Source organism: Chitinophaga japonensis (assembly GCF_007830125.1).
GTDB classification, from domain to species: domain Bacteria; phylum Bacteroidota; class Bacteroidia; order Chitinophagales; family Chitinophagaceae; genus Chitinophaga; species Chitinophaga japonensis.
Window position 1 is genome coordinate 141,855 of sequence record NZ_VLLG01000002.1, and the last position, 20,374, is coordinate 162,228.

The window sequence follows — 20,374 nt, forward strand, 5'->3', positions numbered from 1 at the left end:
TCAATAATACTGAACTGTTACCGGTAATTGGACGATTACCTGCATTTTGGAATTTGGGATTTCCTATTGCGCCAGCATAAACCGTAACGTGATCCCGCCCCGGGTGTTCACGATGGGATAGGCCGTGGAGATCACCGGTATGGTCTGCCTGCGGTCGTAGAAGAAGCGCAGGTTCAGGCGGTTATTTACCACGTAGTCAATAGTAGGCATAATGCCGATCACCTTCTGTCCGCTGGTGGGTATCACCAGGTCGGCATCCAGGCGGTTGTTCACCGTTTTATCATCCCGGTAGCTCAGGTCCAGGCGGAAGTTCATATCATTTTCCAGCTTTTTGCCGCCATCCTTGCCAATGCGGAAGGGCAGCGGGAAGCCGCGCATGCGGTAACCGGCGCCCAGTATGATCTCCGTGGAGCGCAGCTCCGTGAGCTGGTAGTCTATCAGGCTAAGGCTCAGGGAACGGCTTTTCCTGAACTCCAGGCGCGCATTGAGGCTGTTGGTAAAGGTCATGTCAAAACCGATCAGCGGTGCAAACTGTTCCGTCATCGTCAGGTTGGGCACCAGGAAGTACGGGATGTAGTTGCCGGACACCGTATCAATGAAACCGGGATAGCCGGCCAGCCGCGGATCCTGGTATAGCATGGCGGTGTTGTAGGAGTTCATGCTGAGCGTACCGGTATAGGCATGCGACAGCACGAAGTTGGTAAACACATCGCGGAAAGGCTCCAGCTTGGTAAGCCCGTTATAGGTAACACGCCAGTTGGGCTTGGGTATAAAATTGCTGAACGGGTTGCTGCGCACATTGGAATTATTCTGCTTCAGCAGCCCGATGGTTTCCGGGTCCTTGCCGGTATAGGCGGCCAGGAAAGCAGGTATCAGCACATCCTGCGCGTAACGGCTGTAACCGTAGTAATAGGTCGGGTCCTTGGTATTATAGGTAGGCGTGCCCGGAATGCTGTTGTAGGGATTTTGAGTCGCCAGCCTCCGGGAAATCGTTTGACGGTAGTTCTCAAAATTCCTAAACGTTTCAGACATGCCGTTCTCCGCGTTGATCTTACCAAAAAGGGTTTTGATAGCAATGTAGGTGATCTCAAAACCACCGGCATCATAGGGGCTGAGGTGCTGGAAGCCCAGCTCGTTGCCCAGGGAGTCCGTGGTATTCTTAAACAGCTCCGTATGCGTTTTGGTAAATGATTTGGTAATGTTCAGGTCTATACGCAGGTCCGGTACCGGCTCCAGTTGCGCCTGCGCATCCAGGCGCTGGGTAAACTGCTGCTGGAACTGGATGTTGAACAGGGTATCCGGGGTAACTAATCCCCTGGCGGCAAAATCATCCAGCCAGGCCTTGTCCGGCTGCGCGCCAAACACAAATCCCAGGCCCGGTGCCATGGAGGCCCAGTTCATACCCAGCACCTTGGTGCTGTCTATATACCCCGGCAGGCGGGTACCCGCATTTTCAGAATAGTTGATGGCAATGCGCTTAATGGACAGCAGGGGCCGCAGCAGGCCTTTCAGCAGCGGCGATATCTCGGCTTCCTCCTCATCGTCCTTCTTCTGCTGCTTGTTTTGCTGCTGGTTGTTCTGCATATTCTGGTTGTTGCCCTGCATATTGCGGTTATTATTGCCGCCGCCGGAGCGCCCGGTGCTGTTCACCTTTTTCAGGAACCTGGAGCGGTTATACAGCTCATTAAACTTGAACTCGGCCGTTACGGTTTTGTTGTTCGAGTTCTCGATGGCGTTACCCAGTTCCAGGGCCAGGCGGGAGGCGCCTGTCCAGCGGTATTCCGTGTTATAGCCCAGCGCAATGTTGGTCCAGCTAAGCAGGGGCAGCTTGCTGGTGGGCAGGGTATAGGTGACATTGGCGGAATGGAAATAGTTGGTGGTTCTGCCGCCCTTGAACAGGTTGCTGCGCACGCTGTCCTTTTTCGCGTCCGTATCTATACGGCCGGACGGTTCATCGATACGGGCGTTGTTCACCGCGTTGAAATCTATGGTAAGGCTGCGGGTCAGGTCCCATTTCAGGCCGTAATACCGGTCAAAGGTAAAGTACTTGTTGTACGTTTCAGGCAGCTTGTAAGTGCCGTCGCCACCTATGTTGCGGATGCGGGTAGCGCCAAACTGCCGGGACACGTCTGCCCGGAAGCTGATGATGGAGGGCACATAATTCACGTTGAAGTCGCGGATCAGGTCCAGCCATTTGGACTTGCTCTTGAACAGCTTTTTGAACGGCGTCAGGAACTTGCTCTGCCCGGCGAAATTATACCCCAGCCCAAAGCGGTGCTTGGTCAGCACATCATTCTCTATCAGCGGGTTGTGACTGTTGATCTGGGAAAAGGAATAGCTGAGGTCAAAGTTCTCGATGTCCCACAACTGCAGCTTGGACTTTCCCTGGTTCAGCTTGCGCACGTTGGTAAAGTTCAGGCTCTTGATGGAGGTAAAGTCCTGCGCATCTCGCTTGATGGAATCCCGCTCCGCATCGGACCGGGCCATACGCAGCTTGTCCTTCAGCTTGATGTCCATATCATACGGATCATATTCCGGGTTGCTCACGGACTGTGAGTAACCGGCATACACCGGTATGGAAATGGCGGCTTTCTTGGGCAGCAGCTTACCCAGGTCCAGGTTGGCCGCCACGTCGTATTGCAGGTAGTTGTCGCGGAAGCGCTCGTTCACCCGCTGGTCCACGTTGCCAAAGCCGGCGGTGTGCATGTTGCCGGACACGCTGATGCTGCCCAGGTCTGCCAGTTGCAGGTCCATGCGCGCGGTGGCCGCATAGCCGCCTTTCTCGTCAAAGTCTGTCAGGCGCAGCTCATTGAACCATACCTCGGTACATTTGGCCAGCCCGTCGTTCTTGGGATTGTATACCCCTATTAAGATCGTTCTTACATCACCCAGGTTGGGATTACCTACCACGCTCATAAAATTGTTGCCGTCCTGCTCCGTGTAGGGCAGAATAGGCGAACAGGTATCGCAGAGGTTACGTCTTTGCTTCAGTTGGGTAAGCTTGGCCAGCTCCAGGTCCAGGTTATTGGCTTCGGGCCATATCTGGTAGGCATCGGTGGAGTTGGACCAGGGCGATACCGTCAACGGTATTTCATACTCGTAATAGTTGCTCACAAAATCGCTGCCCAGGCGCACAATAGCGCGCAGCTCCCCGTCCTTCAGGGAGGTAGGATTGTCTACCGCCTCCGCGTGCACGTACATCTGCAGCCTTTTGTACTGGCGGATGTCCAGGCCCAGGTTCTTGGTAATACCGCGGTTGTCGCCGTCCTGCAGGTTACACACCTGTAAGGAAAGGGCCTGCTCGTTCAACTGCAGGGTGGTGTTGTTGGTGCTGATGGTGTTCTGCCGCACCACGCCCGGTGGTATCACGTAGGGGATAGGCTTGCGGGAAGAGTTCTCCTCAATGTTTACAGCGGTAGTGTTAAAGTTGGTAGATTCATCCACCGGCACGGGATCGCCGGGCTGCAGCTTGTAGAGGTAGCGGCGCCACTGGTTGCGCACCAGCTCCAGCTTGGCAAAGCGCAGCACCACGGAGTCCTGGAAGCCGGTAAGGAACATACGCATAAAGCGGATGGACTTGAAGTCCGGGATATTGCCCACACGGCGGTCGTACTGGCTTACCGGCACCTTGAACTGGTACCATACTTCCTGGTAAGCACTATCATTCGGTGGCGTTACATCCACTGTGATCTTGTCCACCACGTAATTCTCCCCTACGTCCATATTGGGTTTCAACTCTACCCGGTACTGGAAATATTCCTCCGTTTCATTCATGGTGTTGTCCCGGTTCAGGTCCTCGGACTCCGGTATGTTCGTGGCGGCGGAAGAGTACTGGGAATTGCCGGTGGATACGGGCGAGTTGCCTTCCGGGTTGCTGAAGCGCTTGTAGCGCTGCAGGATATCCAAACCTGCCCGGTCGTAGTCCTCGCCGCGGTAATGGTGGTAATCATCATTGGCCGGGTCGTTCAGCGCCTGCTGGTAAATGGGAGAGCTGGCGCCAAAGGTGGCCTGCAGCTTGTTCAGGTAATCCCGGTAGAAGATTCGTTCCGCATTGTCGTTCGCTGTAGAGCGCAGGCCGTCATATCCCACGTCCTGGTAAGAGCGGATGTTGGGATCATTATCGAATGCCTGCGTCAACTGCTGCTGGTACTTGGGAATGCGGCCCCAGTGGGAGGAATCCAGTTGGTTGGCATTCTGGTTTGGGTCCGGCAGGCCGTTCTCGAAGAATTTGCGGGAATCCTTCAGCACATCTTCAGATACGTTACCCAGGTTAAAATACAATTGACCACCGCTGCTATTGGGATTTTTGATGAACGGGTCCTGTATCCAGAACTCGATGAACTCCACGTTGGCGGTCTCAAAATCGCTGTTGTCAATCGCCCGCATGATACCGGCCCATTTCCGCTGCGGGTTCCGCAGGCGCCCGCTGGCTTCCACGTCGGAAGTCATGTGTGAAAAGTTATAGGGCCCTCTTTCTGTTGGATAGTAGGCCAGGTCCAGGGTACTGAGCTGGCTTTGCCCAAAGTCCGTAGAACGGTTGGGGAACACCTCTCTCTGGTAGACCAGGCGTGTCCTGGGGTCGGACTGTTCCCTGGTTGTAATATTCGAGGGTAGCCCGGGTGACCTGGGTATCTGCAGGGTAGGCTCAATGATATACCAGGCCAGCCTTGCCCGGCTCTTGCCATAATCCAGTGAATCAGGGAGGGTGGCTTCCGGGAACAGGATGTTGCCGTTGGCATCCGTAGCGTAGGCAGGTGTTGAGGCCAGGGCCCAACTGGTGGCCGGGAACTTCAGGTCGTAGCCGCTCTGGGAGCCTTCAAAATCGTCGATGAACACCTGCCCCTGGTTGGTGCCGGCGGCGTTTACCAGCTTGCTGTGGCCGGGGAACAGGCGGGCCACCTCGCCGGTAAACAGTATGTTGGAAGGCGTGGTGGTGCTGTAGTTGGGCAGCTTGTCCAGCAGGCGGGTCAGCCCTTTCCATTCTGAGTTATAGTTCACATCCAGGCCCACCACGGTATTCTTGATGGGGTCATCCCCATAGTTCACCTTCTGGTAATAGGGTCGTTCGCTCATGCGCACCATGGTGCCGCCGAAGCTCAGCTTGTCGTTCACCAGGTAATCCAGGCGGGTGCCAAAGTAGTTGCGCACCTGCTGGCCAAACAAAGCATTGTTCTCAAACTGCACATTGATAGGCACGCCGGAGTTCAGCACCCCGCCGTTAATGATCTTGATACGGCCCAGGTTATAGTCTATCACGTAATCCACGTTCTCCCGCAGCAATTGCCCGCCGGCCGTAACGGTCACGGAGCCGGGAGGAATGTTATAACCGCCCAGGGAAATCTCCGAGGAGTTGGCGGACTTGTAGGAGCCTCTTAGTATATAACGGTTCAGTTGCGGGAACTGCTGCGCCACCACCTTGATGGAGTCGTACAATACGGGATAGAGGTATTGCTTCTCCAGGGCGGGGTCACCGCCAAAGGCCTTTCGCAGCCCTTCTGCAAAGGGTTCCAGTTGCGGGAACATAATACGCCCGTTCTGTGAGTTGATCGTATAACCTTCTACATAGTCAAACACCCCGTCGGGCTGGGGGTCGTTCTGGTTATTGAGGCGGTCCAGGTTCAGGATGGTGATAATGGGCGCGCCGGCGTACTGGCCCTGCGCATCCGGTATATAGCGTTTGTCGCTGGGCGCGCGGTCCTCGGTGCCGGGATCTTTATAGTACACATCCAGCTTAAAGTCCTCGCGGTTCAACTGGAAGGCGTTGGTAGAATAAATGTTCTTCATCATCAGGTCCCAGATGGGCAGGCTGGGACGCGCGGAGGTGGCTTTCAGCAGTTTCAGGAACAATATCTGCTGGTTGGCGCTGTTGTTCTGGTCCGGCGGCACATCCTGGGAAAACTCCCCCACCTGGTATACCCGGCCATTGTAACTGTACTGGTAGGCTACCGCCAGCACTTCGTCCGGCTGCAACTGCTGGTTCAGGGAGATGTAGCCCAGTTGCCGGTTCAGGGTATATTCCGTAGAATCCAGCTTGCGGGCGAATGTTTTCTCAAACTCCTGCACCGGTTGCAGGCCCAGGGCCAGCAGGCGGCTTACCACCGTACCGGTGTAGCGGGCGCCCCCGTCGTTGGCCAGTTGGCTGTACAGGTTGTTGGTACCGTTGGATGGCAGTTGGGAGCCGGTTACCTGCAGGTTGGTATTGTAGGGCCGGCGCTCCGCCAGGTCCATCAGGCCCACGATGTCGCGGGTGTTGGTGGTGGCGCCGGTTTTATTGGTCACCCATACTTCTATCCTGTTCACGTAGGAAAGGGAGCGGATAATGGGCAGGTTGGACATGGCGTAATTGAAGGTATCCCGGAAAAACTGCGCCAGCAGGAAGTGGCGGTTGTCCTCGTACTCGTCTGCCCGGATGGTGAAGTCCTGTACCTGGGTACCGCCTTTCAGCATCAGGTTCTGCTTCTGTGATTTCTGGTTGGACAGCACGCTGGTCACCGTCAGGCGGCCAAACTGCAACTGGGTTTTGATACCGAAAAGGGACTGTACGCCTGAGATCAACTGGCTGCGCAGCGGGAAGCTCACGTTACCGGCCTCGATCTTCTTGATGATCTCATCGTCATAGCCGGTGTACTCCAGCTTTATCTGGTTCTCAAAATCGAAGGTAGACTGGGTATTGTAGTTGGTGATCAGCTTCAGCTTGTCCCCTATCTGGCCGGTCACGTTCATGTTGATGTTCATGTCGAAATCAAACCCGCCGTTCTTACGGGCCTGTTCTACCAGCACGGGGTTCTTGATGTTCTGGCCCTGGTAGCCGAAGGTAAGGTCCAGGCTACCCTGGGGGCGGATATCCACCTTGCTGCCGCCGAATACGCGGTCAAACAGGCTGCTGCCGCTGTACAGGGCGGGACCGGAGCCTATCTGGTTCAGGTTGCCCAGGGTGGACGCTCTTTTCTGCCAGTAGCTTTGCTCGCTCTTTTCGGACTGCAGCTTATAGAACTCGTCAAAGTTCATGTAAGTGGGGTTCCGGTAATAGTGATCGCCGATCTTTTCGGTGATGATATATTGCCGGGTCACGGGATCGTATTCCACGGACCTTTTGATGTTAGAAGGGTCTTTCAGATCGATCGCGTTCCGCACAGGGTCTGTTATACCGTTGCCATGACGGTCCTCCAGGGGGTATTTCAGGGTATCTTTCTGCTGTCTGGTATCTTTAGCGGTTGTATCTGTCTTTTGATATTCTACATACTTGTGGCCAATTCCCGAACTTCCTCTTGCGGCAGTGTCAACAATAAAAAAAGATACGACGCCTATTACTGCAAAAGCACCAAAATATGTCTTTCTTGCCAAGCGAAATAGGTTTTTATAGAGGTCAGGGTAATAAAATTATAGACTTTTCAGGGCTTTTTTTACGAGCCCTTCCAGGTCCTGCAATAGTGGTTCAGCCTTGAGGACCCTTTGTATAGCCTGTTCTGCCACGTTACGGGCTATGCCAAGGGTCACCAATGCATTTAACGCATCTTCCTGCAATGTATTGTTTGATGCAACAGATAATTGCGGGGTTGTTTCCTTATGCTTTCTTATCTTGTCTTTCAGCTCCAAAATAACTCTTTTAGCCGTTTTGGCGCCAATGCCTTTGATGCTTTCCAGCATCTTTTCGTTTTCCATAGCAATGGCCCGCTGGATGTCCTCGGGCTGCAGGGAGGACAGCATGACCCGGGCCGTGCCCGCACCGATGCCGGATACGCCTATCAGGAGCAGGAACATATTACGCTCCGCATCGTCAAAAAAGCCATAGAGGGTATGGGCGTCTTCTTTAATATGCAGGTAAGTGAGCAGTTTGCAGTTCTCCAATCCCTGGATCCGGGAATAGGTGTTCAAACTGATCTGTACTTCGTAGCCAACTCCCATCACTTCCACATGCACCATGGCAGGCGATTTGTGGGTTAATTTTCCGTTCAGATAAGCGATCATAAGGATTAATAAGTGAACAAACTTACGGAAAAAGTCGTAAGTGATCACCGGAACCGGCGGCGACGAACTATGCCTGATAACTTAAGACTTTTGAAATTCTTTTAATATCGTATTTTTACGCCTTGTTTAAAATAACTATTCAATTATATGAGCAAAATTACGGCCGCTATTACAGCGGTGGGTGGCTATGTTCCTGACTATGTACTGACCAACAAGGAACTGGAAACGCTGGTGGAAACGACGGATGAATGGATCACCACCCGCACAGGGATCAAGGAACGAAGGATATTAAAGGGGGCGGACATGGGCACTTCCGAGTTATGTGCGCCGGTAGCCCTGGAAATATGCCGCAAGCGCGGCATCAGCCCGGAAGAGATAGACCTGCTGATCGTAGCGACCGTAACCCCGGATATGGTTTTTCCCGCTACCGCCAACGTGGTAACAGACAAGATAGGCGCCAAAAATGCCTGGGGATTTGACATCAACGCGGCCTGCTCCGGTTTTTTATATGCGCTGGATACCGGCGCCCGCTTTATTGAAAGCGGCCGGTATAAAAAGGTAATGGTGATAGGCGCCGATAAAATGAGCTCTATTATTGACTATACCGACCGTACCACCTGTATCATTTTTGGCGATGGCGGCGCCGGCGTGCTGCTGGAGCCCAATACCGAAGGTTTCGGCCTGCTGGACAGCATCCTTAAAAGCGACGGCCACGGCCGCGAGTACCTGCACATGAAAGCAGGCGGCTCCGCCCGTCCCGCTACCCTGGAAACCGTGCAGCAACGCGAGCATTTTGTGTACCAGGAAGGCAAAATGGTATTCAAATACGCCGTAGCCAATATGTCTGAAGCGGCGCACCAGATCATGGAGCGCAACCAGCTCACGGCCGACAGCGTAGCCTGGCTGGTACCGCACCAGGCCAACAAACGCATTATAGACGCCACCGCTCACCGTATGGGCCTGCCGGATGAAAAAGTGATGGTCAACATCCAGAAATACGGCAACACCACCGGCGGCACTATTCCCTTATGCCTGTGGGACTATGAAAAGCAATTGAAAAAAGGCGACAACCTGGTGCTGGCTGCTTTTGGCGGCGGGTTTACCTGGGGCGCCAGCTATATCAGGTGGGCGTATGATCCGAAATAATTAATATGCGGATGTGCGCATTTGCACATCCGCATATTAATGAAATGATGGCAACTCATACTCGAATACCATCCCCTCTCCCTCCCGGCGGGCGCTGATATGCCCCCCCATTTTATCCATAAAGTCGCGGCAGATGATCAGTGCCAGCTCCGCATCATCCGGTTTGTGCTGCTGGTAATAAGCGGTGCCCCTGTACCCGAACAGGTGCCCGGACATTGCCGTGCCGGCAATTACCTGTGGCACCGTTACCAGCACTTTAACGGCGCCGGCCGCCTCCTGCGCGGTAATGACCACCCGGCCCTGCTGCGCGGCAAGCGTTACTGCGTGGTGCAACAGGCTGCGGTGCGCAAACTGCAGCATTTCCCGCTCCGCTGCTACCTGTATGTCGTCCGGTACTTCAATGGCTATGCTTACCTGCTTTTCAGCAGCGGCCTGCTGCACGCTTTGCCGGGCATCCGTCATCATCGCATTCACGGGGCAAGGTGCGGGCGCGTAAACAAAACCGGACAACTGTGATTTGATCCAGCGCAGGATGCTGTCAAAAACAGCGAGCGTTTTACCGGATGCGGTTTCCACCTGCTCAATGATCCGCATCATCTCCTCCCGGCTCAGTGAGCGGCTTTGCAGCAAAGCGGCCATCCGGATAATATTGTTGAGCGGGTTGCGGAAATCATGCGCCACCACGGAAATAAGCTTGTTCTTGAAATCATCGTTGGCCTTGAGCTGCCGGTTCTTTTCGGCAATGGTAATGTTCATGGCGGCCAGGCGGCGCTCATACTGCCACGAAGCGCGGTAAAACCGATAGTAAACAGCGGCCACGACCAGCAGCAGCAACAACAGCCCGGACAGGCCCCATATCAGCAGCCGGCGGTTAGCCTGCTGCAGGTTGCTCTGCTCAATAGCCTGCCGCTGCACCTGGTTCTGCAACTGCAGGGACCTCATTTCCTGCTCCTTCAGGAAATAGCGCATATAGTTGATCTCCTGGCTGCTTTTCCGCAAACCCAGTTGGTGCCTGGCCAATTGTAACATGGCATTGCCATAGTAAGCAGTATGGCGGCTGTCCTGCCGGCCCGCATAATGCCGGTACAGGGACGGCAGCACGGACATCATGATATCGTAATACCCTGCCCTTTCCGCCAGGCGAAATATCCTGGCAGTATAGACCATGCTGTCGGCATTATAGCCCAGAGGAATAAAATCATCGATTATACGGAAGTACGCTGCAATGGCCAGGTGCAGGAATCCCTTCTGGATGGCAGTATCCGCAATGTCATGGATCAGTTGCTCGCCCTGGCGGCCCCGGCCATCTTTCACCAGCTCTATGGCTTCAAACATTTTCGCATACAGCCATTCCCTGGAATAAGGGTAGCGGGCGGTAATGGCCTGTAATTTTTGATAGGCCCATTGCACGGAATCCTGCCGGGTGCTGTCACTACCATATTCCAGGATGTAATTGCTGAGCACCAGGCTGAACATGGAATCGTTGTCGAGCCGGCTGCCCGCGTACATGGCCTGCCGCAGGTAATCATGTTCCCTCGCGGTGTCGCCGCTCTCTTCGTAATCAATGCTCAGGTTATTCAGGATGTGGCATACATTGGCGGAGTCGCCGGCCTGGCGGTACAGTTCCAGCGCCTCCTGCTCATAGGCAATGGCCTGCTGTATGTTAAGCTTCTGGGAATAAAAGATGCCCAGGTTCTTTAAAGCGCCGGCCATCCCTTTTTTGTACTGCAGGCGGGTGGCAATTTCCCTGGCTTTTACGGCAAACCAGAAACAACTGTCTGCATTGCCCAGGTGGTGATACATGCCCAACTGGTTCAGCATATCCACGTACTCCAGGCTGTCTTTGGCATAAGGCAGGCTGCGGTGGAGATCCGCGATCTCTACCGACTGGGCGTTTGCCCGGTTGCTGCCAAGCCAGGCGCCGCAACAGAGCAGCAGGTATGTGATGGTCCGCCTCATATCATCAGTTAACAAGGGGTAAGGTATACGACAAGGCTGCGCCCCTGCCGGGTTGATTGACGGCCTGCACCGATCCGTTCATCATCTGCATAAAATCCCGGCAGATGATCAGGGCCAGGCCGGCGCCCTGCTGCTTTCCCTTCCCGGAACGGTCATTGCTCCGGTATTCAAACAGGTGCGGCAAAATATCGGCGGGTATGCCGGGGCCTTCATCCGCCACGGTTACCGTTACCTGCCCGCCTGCCACGGTAGCTGTAATGCTGATGGCGCCCCGGCGGGAGGAGAACTTCACGGCATTGTGAATAAAATTGCGGTGCACAAACTGCAGCATTTCCCGCTCCGCCATCACCCGCAGGTGGTCCGGGATGCTAACCCTTACCTGCAACTGTTTTTCGCTGATCATTTCCGCCAGGCTCTCCAAAGCCTCCTGCAACAGCGCTGCCGGCGCGCATTGCTCCGGCAGGTACACAAAGCCGGACAACTGGGAGTTGATCCAGCGGAGAATGCTGTCAAAGGTATGCAGGGTGTTCCGGGAGTTACGTTCCACCTTCACCATCAGCGCAGCCGTTTCCTCCTGCCCCAGCGGGTTGTCCCTCAGCACATCGGTGATCTCCAGGAGGTGCACCAGCGGTTGCCTGAAATCATGCGCTATCAGGGAAATGAGCTTGTTCTTGAAATCATCATGCCTGCTCAGCAGTGCATTCTTTTCGCTGATCACCCGGTATTTTTCCGCCAGCAGGGCGGCACGCTGCCGGGACCTTTTATAAGCGTAATAAAAGAAGGCCAGCAGCAGGGCGGCCAGGGGCAGCAGGGCGTATATGCCAATCAGCACATAGCGGCGGCGCCGGCTCTCCAGCAGTTCTTTGTCCAACTGCTGTTGCTGGGAGCGGTGCTGCAGCCGCAAGGCATTCAGGCGGCGGCCCTGCATGAAGTAGGCTGTATAATCCAGTTCGCCCTGCGTTCTGGCGGCCTGCTCCTTTTCCAGGATATCCAGCATCAGGCGGCTGTACCGGGCGGCGGCTGCCTGCTGGCCATGCTCACTGTACCATTTGTACAGGGTGGTGACCATAGGTAGTATCACTTCCCGGTAAGCGCCGGCCATCCCGTAGTTTACCATATCCACCTTGTACTGCATGGAGTCCGCCTGTTGCAGATAACCTTTATATCCCGCCAGTTGGGCGCTGGCGTACATGGCAATGTAGGTAAAGCCGTTCTCCCGGGCATTGCGGATAACCTGCAGCAGCAGTTTTTCGGCGCCGGCGGCATCTCCCCTGCGCAACAGCTCATGGGCCTCATACTTGCTCATATTCAGCAGGGTGCGCTCATCGTGATACCGCTCCGCTATGCTGCGTGCCTTTGCCAGCGCCCATTGCGCGGAATCCAGCCGGGCGGAATCGGCTATATGCACAAAGTAATAATTGACCAGCACACCGGCATATACGGAATCATGGCGCAGCCGGCTGGCTTTGTCCATGGCCATTGCAGTATAATGAACCGCGGAAGGCAATTGCCCGGCGTATTTATAGTAAATGCCGATATTGCTCAGCACCTGGCACGCTGCAGCGCTGTCGCCCAGGGCCTCATAGGCCTGCAAAGCTTCCAGGTAAAAGCGGTAAGACAGGTAACTGTTGGCGCGCAGGGCATAATAGTTGCCCAGGTTGCGCCATACATCGGCCTTCCCCTTTGCATAGGCCTGGCGTTCGGCAATTTCCCGGGCCTGGTTTACATACCCGAAAGCGGTATCGAGGTTTTGCGGCAGGTAAAGCAAAGAAAGGCGGTTCAGTGCGTCCACGTAACGCGCACTGTCCGTCAACCGGGGCAACCGGGCCTTCCACCCGTTGATCTCACTGCTTTGGGCGTGTAACAATGCTGCCAGGCATAACAGCCAAATACATAATGCTCCCCTCCGTATTGTATTACAACATCGAATGCGATCCAATCAATATGCTTTTATGGTGTGGTGTCGCTTTTCTTTCACTGTGTGGATCCAAAATATGCCAAACAATTTCTATGTAAAAACAAATATGATATGAAAATAGGGAAAAAAAGGACATGAACAGTAGGGGCTATATCTCGAACACGAAGCCCCGCTTTGCGAGCTGCTCATACTGTTGCTTATCAAAGCGGTATAAATGGGCGCCCTTTTTAGAGGTGGTCTTGTCCTTTTCCTCCAGCTTTTCCAGGATGCCCATAGAAAGGATCTTCTTGCGAAAATTGCGTTTGTCCAGCTCATGCTGGTAGATCTCTTCATACAGGCTGCGCAATTGCGACAGCGTGAACTTTTCCGGCAGCAGCTCAAAACCGATGGGGTGGAAATGCGCATTATCCCGCAGCTTTTTAAGGGCGTCGGCTATCATCCTGCCGTGATCAAAGATCAGTTCCGGTATCTGGTGCAGCTCCAGCCAGTGCGCGCCATGCCCTTCCGACAATATATGATCATGCTCCATGATACGGATCAGGGCATAGTAGGCAATGGATATCACCCTGGCCCCGGTGTCCCGCTCCACTTCCCCGTAACAGCTCAACTGGTCCATGTAGATGTGCTGCAGGCCGGTGGTTTGCCGCAACACGCGGGCGGCGGCATCGGCGGTGCTTTCCTGCTCCTGAACAAAGCCACCCACCAGCGACCACTCTCCCAGCCTGGGATGTACCTTGCGTTGTATGATCAGTAGTTTCAGCCGGTCGTTCTCAAAACCGAAAATAATACAGTCCACCGCTACCAGGTGCCTGGGAACGCCGGCATAAAAGGAAGTAGTATCCATAACGCTACCGGCTTAATGCCGGTAGGCAAATATACCGTTTTAGACAGGGAAGGATATTGTATTTTGGTGCCTGAAAATCATCTGCATATGAGTGTAACGATCAGGGATGCACGAAAGGAAGACTGCCCGCGGCTGTTGGAGCTGATCAGGGAACTGGCGGCATATGAAAAGGCTGCGCAGGAGGTAACGGTAAGCCCGGAACATTTTGAAGCGGCCGGTTTTGGCCCTGCGCCCGTATGGAAAGCCTTTGTGGCCGCCACTACGGAAAACGGGCAGGAGCAGATCACCGGCTTTGCGCTGTACTATACCCGCTACTCTACCTGGAAAGGCTGCCGCATGTACCTGGAAGACATCGTGGTAACGGAAAGCTGGCGGGGCAAAGGCATCGGCCGGCTGCTGTTTGAAAGGCTGATAACGGAAGCCAGGGAAAAGCAGTTCAACGGCATTACCTGGCAGGTGCTGGAATGGAATGAGCCCGCCATTCGTTTTTACGATAAATACCACGCGAAATATGATAAGGAATGGTGGAATGCGAGCATTGATGTGTAGACGCACATGGCTGCACATCTACACATCCGCACATTAATTAACTCCTGCCACCGTTGCTTCCTTGTGTATCTTCACGATCAGTCCCTGCAGCACTTTACCCGGACCTACTTCCGTGAATTGCGCAGCGCCGTCGGCCACCATGGCCTGCACGGACTGCGTCCATTTTACCGCGCCGGTCAACTGGTCGATCAGGTTTTGCCTGATCTGTGCAGGATCGCTTACGGCCCGGGCCACCACGTTCTGGTATACCGGGCAGGAAGGCGTATTGAAAGTGGTGCGCTCAATGGCGGACTGCAGCTCTTCCTTGGCAGGGGCCATTAAGGGTGAGTGGAAAGCGCCCCCTACCGGCAGCACCAAAGCCCTTTTGGCGCCGGCAGCCTTCATTCTTTCACAGGCAATGTTAATGCCGTTGATAGTACCGGAAATGACCAGTTGCCCCGGGCAGTTGTAATTGGCCGGCACTACGATCTCGCCGGTCTCGCTGCTTACGGCGGCACATATCTCTTCTACTTTCTCATCGGCCAGGGCCAGCACGGCAGCCATGGTGGAGGGCTGCTTTTCGCAGGCGCGCTGCATGGCCGTAGCGCGGATGAATACCAGGCGCAGGGCGTCCTCGAAAGACAATACGCCATTGGCTACCAGGGCCGAAAACTCGCCCAGGGAGTGGCCGGCCACCATATCAGGACGGGCATTTTCTATGCCCAGGAAGGCGATCACGGCATGCAGGAAAACGGCCGGCTGTGTAACGTTGGTCTGTTTCAGGTCTTCTTCCGTACCGGAGAACATGGTATCGGATATGCGGAAACCCAGTATTTCGTTGGCCTGCTCAAAAAGTTCCTTTGCTTTGGTGCTGGTTTCGTACAGGTGTTTTCCCATTCCCGGGAATTGTGATCCCTGGCCGGGAAATACGTAAGCGTGCTTCATTACTCTTGTGATTTAAGTACAATAACTTTTACAAAAGGTGAAAAAATGAGCAAATTAAATATAAATCAATTAAATATAATAATAAATCAGATGTGCCATCGGCCGGCTGGCGGATGGCACATCTGTTACTAACTTACTACCCATTATTTCCCGATCAATCGCATAAATTCCGAGCGGGTGCGGCCGTCCTCGAACTGGCCGGAGAACGCGGAGGTAGTGGTCACCGAGTTCTGCTTCTGCACGCCGCGCATCATCATGCACAGGTGCTGCGCCTCTATCACCACCGCTACACCCAGCGGTTCCAGGGTTTCCTGTATCGCATCCAGTATCTGGTGCGTCAGGCGTTCCTGCACCTGCAGGCGGCGGGCATATACATCCACCACCCGCGCTATCTTGCTAAGTCCCGTAATATAACCATTGGGTATATAGGCTACATGCGCTTTGCCGAAAAACGGCAGCATATGATGCTCGCACAGGGAGTATAGCTCTATATCCTTTACGATCACCATTTCGCTGTAGGCTTCTGTGAATTTAGCCCCTCTCAGGATGGCCCTGGCATCCAACTGGTACCCCTGTGTAAGGTACTGCATGGCTTTGGCCAGGCGCTCGGGGGTTTTCTGCAATCCCTCACGGTCGGCATCCTCCCCTATCAACCCCAGGCATTCCCTGTAATTGTCAATAAGACCGGACGTCACCTTTTCATCAAATGTTTCTATCTTTTTATAAGCCATTATGCAAAATGTAAAATTCCAAATTCCAATATCCAGATCACAGACCTGGGAGCATATACCGGTTATTTGCCACCGTAATACTCTACGTAAATGCGGGGCGTTTCATACAACTTGATACAATGCAGTTGTACTTCCGCAGGCAGGTGGCTGGCCAGCTCGTCCCAGATGGCAATGGCCAGGTTCTCCGCAGAGGTGAACTTTCCGGCCATAAAATCCACATCCAGGTTCAGGTTACGGTGGTCTACCTTCTCCACGATCGTGTCTTTAATGATATCGCCCAGTGTTTTCGCATTAAAAACAAAACCGGTTTCTTTGTCAGGATTGCCTTTTATGGTGACGTGCAACTCGTAGTTATGACCATGCCAGTTATCGTTGGCACATTTACCGAATACTTCCAGGTTCTTCTCCTTGCTCCACGCGGGATTGGATAATTTGTGCGCTGCGTTGAAATTCTCCACACGCGTTAAATAGATCATTACTTTATCAAAATTTTCCGCAAAAATACCATTAATCCCGGAGACGGCCGTAAGTTTACAGGATGAAACCGGGCATGATAACATTCCCGGCACGTATTAAAAGATGCGCATACTTGTAATCGCCGCAACATCATTGGAAATAAAGCCGTTCCAGGAATACCTGGCCACCCGGGGCGCTCCCCGCGGCTGCCAGGTTGACACCTGCATCGGGGGTATCGGCCTCATGCATACCGCCTGGCGCCTGGGCAAACAACTGGTCCGGCAAAAGCCGGACATCGCGCTGCAGGCTGGCATTGCCGGCAGTTTCCGGCATGACTGGCCCCTGGGCCAGGTAGTGACGGTAGGCCGGGAACAACTGGGAGACCTGGGCGTGGATGATGCCGGTACTTTTAAAGACCTGTTTGATACCGGGCTCTGGACTGCCGGCACGCCGCCTTTTGAAGGCACCGGGCTGGTGAATACCTTTTCCGGGCTGCCCCTGGTGCCAGTCATGCCGGTAGCCGCCGGCGTAAGCGTGAACACCGTAAGCGGCAGCCTGCCGCTGATAGCGCGGCTGCGGGAAAAATATGCGCCGGACATAGAAAGCATGGAGGGTGCCGCCTTCCACTATGCCTGCCTGCAGGAGCAGGTACCCTTCCTGCAGTTGCGCAGCATCTCCAATTACGTGGAGGTAAGGGACAAGAGCAAATGGAACATTCCGCTGGCAGTGGAGACACTGAATAGTGCGCTTATTAAATATGTGGAAGAAATAGGAAGCAGGAAGTAAGAAGTAAGAAGTATGAAATCTATGCATTTAACCTTAGGATTCTCACCGTGCCCGAATGATACCTTCATTTTCGATGCGATGGTGAACAACAAGATCGACACGAACGGCATTCGCTTTGACACGGCCCTGGAAGATGTGGAAACCCTTAACAAATGGGCCCTGGAGGGCCGGCTGGCCATCACCAAGCTAAGCTTTGCCGTGTACCTGAAAGTACGGGAGCAGTACCGGCTGCTGAACAGCGGCAGCGCGCTGGGAAGAGGCTGCGGCCCTTTACTGATCGCTAAAAAGCCTATTGCGCAGGAAGCGGTGAAAGACTGTACAATAGCCATTCCCGGTGAGCATACTACCGCCAACCTGCTGTTCTCCATTGCCTTCCCGGGCGCACAGCGCAAGGAGGTGATGCTGTTCTCCGATATTGAGAATGCCGTGCTGGAGGGCCGGGTGGATGCCGGCGTGATCATCCACGAAAACCGCTTTACCTACCAGCAGAAGGGACTGGTAAAGATCATAGACCTGGGCGAGTTCTGGGAAACCACCACGGGCAACCCCATTCCCCTGGGCGGCATCTTTATCCGCAAGGATGTGCCGGCGCCGGTACAGCAGCAGGTAGACGCCCTGATACACCAGAGCCTGCAGTATGCTTACGGGCAATACCCGCAACTGTCTGATTATGTAAAACAACATGCGCAGGAAATGGACGAGCAGGTAATGCGCCAGCATATAGACCTGTATGTAAATGATTTCAGCCTGGACCTGGGAACAGCAGGTCATGCGGCGGTAGACCGGCTGATGAAAGCTGCTGTTTAAATCACTCCTTCAAACAGCAGCTCGTGTAAAATAGCGGCGGTGGCATTGCCATAGCTGCTTTCGCGGAAAAGTCCCACCCAGCGGATACCGTAAATAGCATTGGTGAGAAAGATCTCATCGGCATTTTCCAGGTCGCTGATGGTAAGCGGGCGCTCCTCAATACGGAAGGGCAGCTCGGTGCGGAGCAGGTATTTGCGCATTACGCCGCATACCCCGCCTTCGGACAGCGGGGGGGTAATAAGCCGCTGGTGCCGCACCATAAATATATTGGCATTGGTGGTATCTGCTACCCGGCCATGGTGGTTCAGCAGGATGGCTTCATCCAGCATCTGCTGCCGGGCAAACATGGCGGCCATTACATAGGCCAGGCAGTTATTGGACTTGATGCTGGACAGCTTATCGCTGCTTTTCCGGGCGTCCGGGAACACGTCTATGCTCAGCCCGTTCTCATTCAGCTCAAATATGCGCCGGCTCAGCTCCCCACACTGTATGATGAAATTCGGCGTATTATCCACTGGCTCATAAAAACCGCCGTTGGACCGGAACACGGTCAGCCGTACCCTGGCCAGCCGGGATACGCCGTTCATGGCGCATAGTTCCGTGATCAATTCGGTGAAGTATTCTTTTGTGTAGTGGGGCGGCACTTCAAAATGCAGCCTGTTCATGCTGGTCAGCAGCCGCTCAATATGCAGATCGGCCAGCATTACCTGGCCCTGGTAAACCTTCATGGTTTCAAAACATCCGTCTCCATATCGAAAGGAACGGTTGTCTGCTGTCAAAATAGGTTCTGATCCGGGGACGAATCTTCCGTTATAACATATAAAACCAACTTGCACTTCGAACGCTTTTTATGTGACAGGTTGTAAGTATGTTAAGTTACGAAAAAATCTCCATCTCTCTTACTTCCCCTTCCACTATCAGCCGCCCGGCGGTTTTGGCCTGTATCTCCTCCACACTGATGCCGGGGGCCCGCTCCAGTAACTTAAACCCGGCCGGTGTAACATCCAGCACCGCTAGGTCCGTTACGATCTTTTTTACGCAGCGCACCCCTGTGAGCGGCAGGGTACATTGAGGCAGCAGCTTGCTTTCTCCTTTGGGATTGGTGTGCATCATCGCCACGATGATGTTTTGGGCGGAGGCTACCAGGTCCATGGCGCCGCCCATGCCCTTTACCATTTTGCCGGGTATCTTCCAGTTGGCAATATCGCCGTTGTCTGCCACTTCCATAGCGCCCAGTACCGTGAGGTTCACCTTCCCGGCGCGTATCATGCCAAAGCTCTCGGCAGAGTCAAAAAAGCAGCCGCCCGGCAGCAGGGTCACCGTTTCCTTGCCGGCATTGATCAGGTCCGCATCCATTTCGGCTTCGGTGGGGTAAGGGCCCATGCCCAGCATCCCGTTCTCCGACTGCAGCATAATGGAGATGCCGGCCGGGATAAAGTTGGATACCAGCGTAGGAATACCGATCCCCAGGTTCACATACATACCATCCTCCAGCTCCTGCGCTATTCTTTTCGCTATACCATATTTATCTAAAGGCATAAATTAGTACGAATTAAGAAGTAAGAAATAGGAATTAAGAACATCCGCGTTACTGCATCCTCACCGTTTTCCTTTCTATCCGCTTCTCATAGTTCTTTCCCTGGAAAATGCGGTGCACATAGATGCCGGGCACATGTACCTGGTCGGGGTCCAGCTCGCCGGGGGCTACCAGGTGCTCTACTTCTGCAATGGTGATCTGCCCGGCCTTGGCCATGGACGTGCTGAAATTGCGGGTGGTTTTACGGAACACGAGGTTGCCCAGGGTATCTCCCTTCCAGGCTTTTACCATGGCAAAATCGGCGTGCAGGGCCAGCTCCATCAGGTAATGCTTCCCGTTGAACTCGCGCACCTCCTTGCCGTTGGCCACTTCGGTGCCATAGCCGGCGGGGGTGAAAAAAGCAGGTATGCCCATACCGGCCATTTGTATGCGGGTAGCCAGGGTGCCCTGGGGGATCAGGTCTACTTCCAGCTCGCCGCTCAGCAACTGCCGTTCAAATTCGGCATTCTCCCCCACGTAGGAGGAAAGCATTTTTTTGATCTGCCGGGTCTGTAGCAGCAGGCCCAGACCAAAATCGTCCACGCCGGCATTGTTGGAGATACAGGTCAGTTGCTTCACGCCCTTGCGCACCAGGGCTGCAATACAGTTTTCAGGGATACCGCATAGCCCGAAACCGCCCAGCATCAGCACGGCGCCATCGGGCACGTCATGCAGGGCTTCATCGGCATTCGCCACAACTTTGTTCATGT

General features: G+C 54.2%; 15 protein-coding genes. 4 read left to right on the forward strand and 11 right to left on the reverse strand.

Going from position 1 to position 20,374, the window contains the following annotated elements; genetic code table 11:
* Window positions 1-63: 63 nt before the first annotated feature.
* A complete protein-coding gene (gene sov / locus LX66_RS00525) occupies window positions 64-7,344 on the reverse strand; it encodes a T9SS outer membrane translocon Sov/SprA (protein WP_145709935.1) in 7,281 nt (2,426 codons plus the stop codon).
* 36 nt (window positions 7,345-7,380) lie between these two features.
* Window positions 7,381-7,968: a Holliday junction branch migration protein RuvA gene (ruvA, locus tag LX66_RS00530; RefSeq protein WP_145709936.1), complete on the reverse strand. Its 588-nt coding sequence runs from the start codon at window positions 7,966-7,968 to the stop codon at window positions 7,381-7,383.
* Window positions 7,969-8,115: 147 nt separating this feature from the next.
* Here ruvA and LX66_RS00535 point away from each other — a divergent pair, with 147 nt between their 5' ends.
* Window positions 8,116-9,114, forward strand: coding sequence for a beta-ketoacyl-ACP synthase III (locus LX66_RS00535; protein ID WP_145709937.1), 999 nt, complete (start codon window positions 8,116-8,118; stop codon window positions 9,112-9,114).
* 36 nt (window positions 9,115-9,150) lie between these two features.
* Here LX66_RS00535 and LX66_RS00540 read toward each other — a convergent pair whose 3' ends face one another.
* The 3 genes from LX66_RS00540 to LX66_RS00550 form a co-directional block, all read right to left on the reverse strand.
* Entirely contained in the window at window positions 9,151-11,073 is a 1,923-nt protein-coding gene (locus LX66_RS00540) for a sensor histidine kinase (protein WP_145709938.1), read from the reverse strand.
* Between the two features lie 4 nt (window positions 11,074-11,077).
* Window positions 11,078-12,940, reverse strand: a complete 1,863-nt coding sequence (locus LX66_RS00545) for a sensor histidine kinase (RefSeq protein ID WP_145709939.1) — start codon at window positions 12,938-12,940, stop codon at window positions 11,078-11,080.
* A gap of 199 nt (window positions 12,941-13,139) precedes the next feature.
* A complete protein-coding gene (locus LX66_RS00550; protein WP_145709940.1) occupies window positions 13,140-13,835 on the reverse strand; it encodes an NUDIX hydrolase in 696 nt (231 codons plus the stop codon).
* An 87-nt stretch (window positions 13,836-13,922) separates the two neighbouring features.
* Here LX66_RS00550 and LX66_RS00555 point away from each other — a divergent pair, with 87 nt between their 5' ends.
* Window positions 13,923-14,384, forward strand: a complete 462-nt coding sequence (locus LX66_RS00555; protein WP_145709941.1) for a GNAT family N-acetyltransferase — start codon at window positions 13,923-13,925, stop codon at window positions 14,382-14,384.
* 33 nt (window positions 14,385-14,417) lie between these two features.
* Here LX66_RS00555 and fabD read toward each other — a convergent pair whose 3' ends face one another.
* The 3 genes from fabD to LX66_RS00570 form a co-directional block, all read right to left on the reverse strand.
* Complete coding sequence (gene fabD / locus LX66_RS00560; protein ID WP_145709942.1) at window positions 14,418-15,308, reverse strand: ACP S-malonyltransferase; 891 nt, start codon at window positions 15,306-15,308, stop codon at window positions 14,418-14,420.
* Window positions 15,309-15,451: 143 nt separating this feature from the next.
* A complete protein-coding gene (gene folE, locus LX66_RS00565; RefSeq protein ID WP_145709943.1) occupies window positions 15,452-16,039 on the reverse strand; it encodes a GTP cyclohydrolase I FolE in 588 nt (195 codons plus the stop codon).
* A 62-nt stretch (window positions 16,040-16,101) separates the two neighbouring features.
* Window positions 16,102-16,515: a 6-pyruvoyl trahydropterin synthase family protein gene (locus LX66_RS00570; RefSeq protein WP_145709944.1), complete on the reverse strand. Its 414-nt coding sequence runs from the start codon at window positions 16,513-16,515 to the stop codon at window positions 16,102-16,104.
* Window positions 16,516-16,618: 103 nt separating this feature from the next.
* On the opposite strand from LX66_RS00570, the gene mqnB reads away from it, so the two are divergent.
* Together mqnB and LX66_RS00580 are read left to right on the forward strand one after the other, a co-directional pair.
* On the forward strand, window positions 16,619-17,281 hold the full coding sequence (gene mqnB, locus LX66_RS00575; protein ID WP_145709945.1) for a futalosine hydrolase: 663 nt from the start codon (window positions 16,619-16,621) through the stop codon (window positions 17,279-17,281).
* Between the two features lie 21 nt (window positions 17,282-17,302).
* Complete coding sequence (locus LX66_RS00580) at window positions 17,303-18,088, forward strand: 1,4-dihydroxy-6-naphthoate synthase (RefSeq protein ID WP_145709946.1); 786 nt, start codon at window positions 17,303-17,305, stop codon at window positions 18,086-18,088.
* On the opposite strand, the gene LX66_RS00585 is transcribed toward LX66_RS00580, so the two are convergent.
* Genes LX66_RS00585 through LX66_RS00595 form a run of 3 tightly spaced genes read right to left on the reverse strand, consistent with a single transcriptional unit; the run spans window position 18,085 to window position 20,372 of the window.
* Complete coding sequence (locus LX66_RS00585; RefSeq protein ID WP_262713198.1) at window positions 18,085-18,924, reverse strand: aminotransferase class IV; 840 nt, start codon at window positions 18,922-18,924, stop codon at window positions 18,085-18,087. The two genes, LX66_RS00580 and LX66_RS00585, sit on opposite strands and share 4 nt — an antisense overlap.
* A gap of 40 nt (window positions 18,925-18,964) precedes the next feature.
* Window positions 18,965-19,627, reverse strand: coding sequence for a 3-oxoacid CoA-transferase subunit B (locus LX66_RS00590; RefSeq protein WP_145709948.1), 663 nt, complete (start codon window positions 19,625-19,627; stop codon window positions 18,965-18,967).
* A gap of 49 nt (window positions 19,628-19,676) precedes the next feature.
* On the reverse strand, window positions 19,677-20,372 hold the full coding sequence (locus LX66_RS00595; protein WP_145709949.1) for a CoA transferase subunit A: 696 nt from the start codon (window positions 20,370-20,372) through the stop codon (window positions 19,677-19,679).
* Between the last annotated feature and the right edge of the window lie 2 nt (window positions 20,373-20,374).

Coding starts and splice junctions, on each gene's coding strand:
- ruvA (WP_145709936.1), bottom strand. CDS start 7,968: ATGATCGCTTATCTGAACGGAAAATTAACCCACAAATCGCCTGCCATG.
- LX66_RS00535 (WP_145709937.1), top strand. CDS start 8,116: ATGAGCAAAATTACGGCCGCTATTACAGCGGTGGGTGGCTATGTTCCT.
- LX66_RS00540 (WP_145709938.1), bottom strand. CDS start 11,073: ATGAGGCGGACCATCACATACCTGCTGCTCTGTTGCGGCGCCTGGCTT.
- LX66_RS00550 (WP_145709940.1), bottom strand. CDS start 13,835: ATGGATACTACTTCCTTTTATGCCGGCGTTCCCAGGCACCTGGTAGCG.
- LX66_RS00555 (WP_145709941.1), top strand. CDS start 13,923: ATGAGTGTAACGATCAGGGATGCACGAAAGGAAGACTGCCCGCGGCTG.
- fabD (WP_145709942.1), bottom strand. CDS start 15,308: ATGAAGCACGCTTACGTATTTCCCGGCCAGGGATCACAATTCCCGGGA.
- folE (WP_145709943.1), bottom strand. CDS start 16,039: ATGGCTTATAAAAAGATAGAAACATTTGATGAAAAGGTGACGTCCGGT.
- LX66_RS00570 (WP_145709944.1), bottom strand. CDS start 16,515: ATGATCTATTTAACGCGTGTGGAGAATTTCAACGCAGCGCACAAATTA.
- mqnB (WP_145709945.1), top strand. CDS start 16,619: ATGCGCATACTTGTAATCGCCGCAACATCATTGGAAATAAAGCCGTTC.
- LX66_RS00580 (WP_145709946.1), top strand. CDS start 17,303: ATGCATTTAACCTTAGGATTCTCACCGTGCCCGAATGATACCTTCATT.
- LX66_RS00590 (WP_145709948.1), bottom strand. CDS start 19,627: ATGCCTTTAGATAAATATGGTATAGCGAAAAGAATAGCGCAGGAGCTG.
- LX66_RS00595 (WP_145709949.1), bottom strand. CDS start 20,372: ATGAACAAAGTTGTGGCGAATGCCGATGAAGCCCTGCATGACGTGCCC.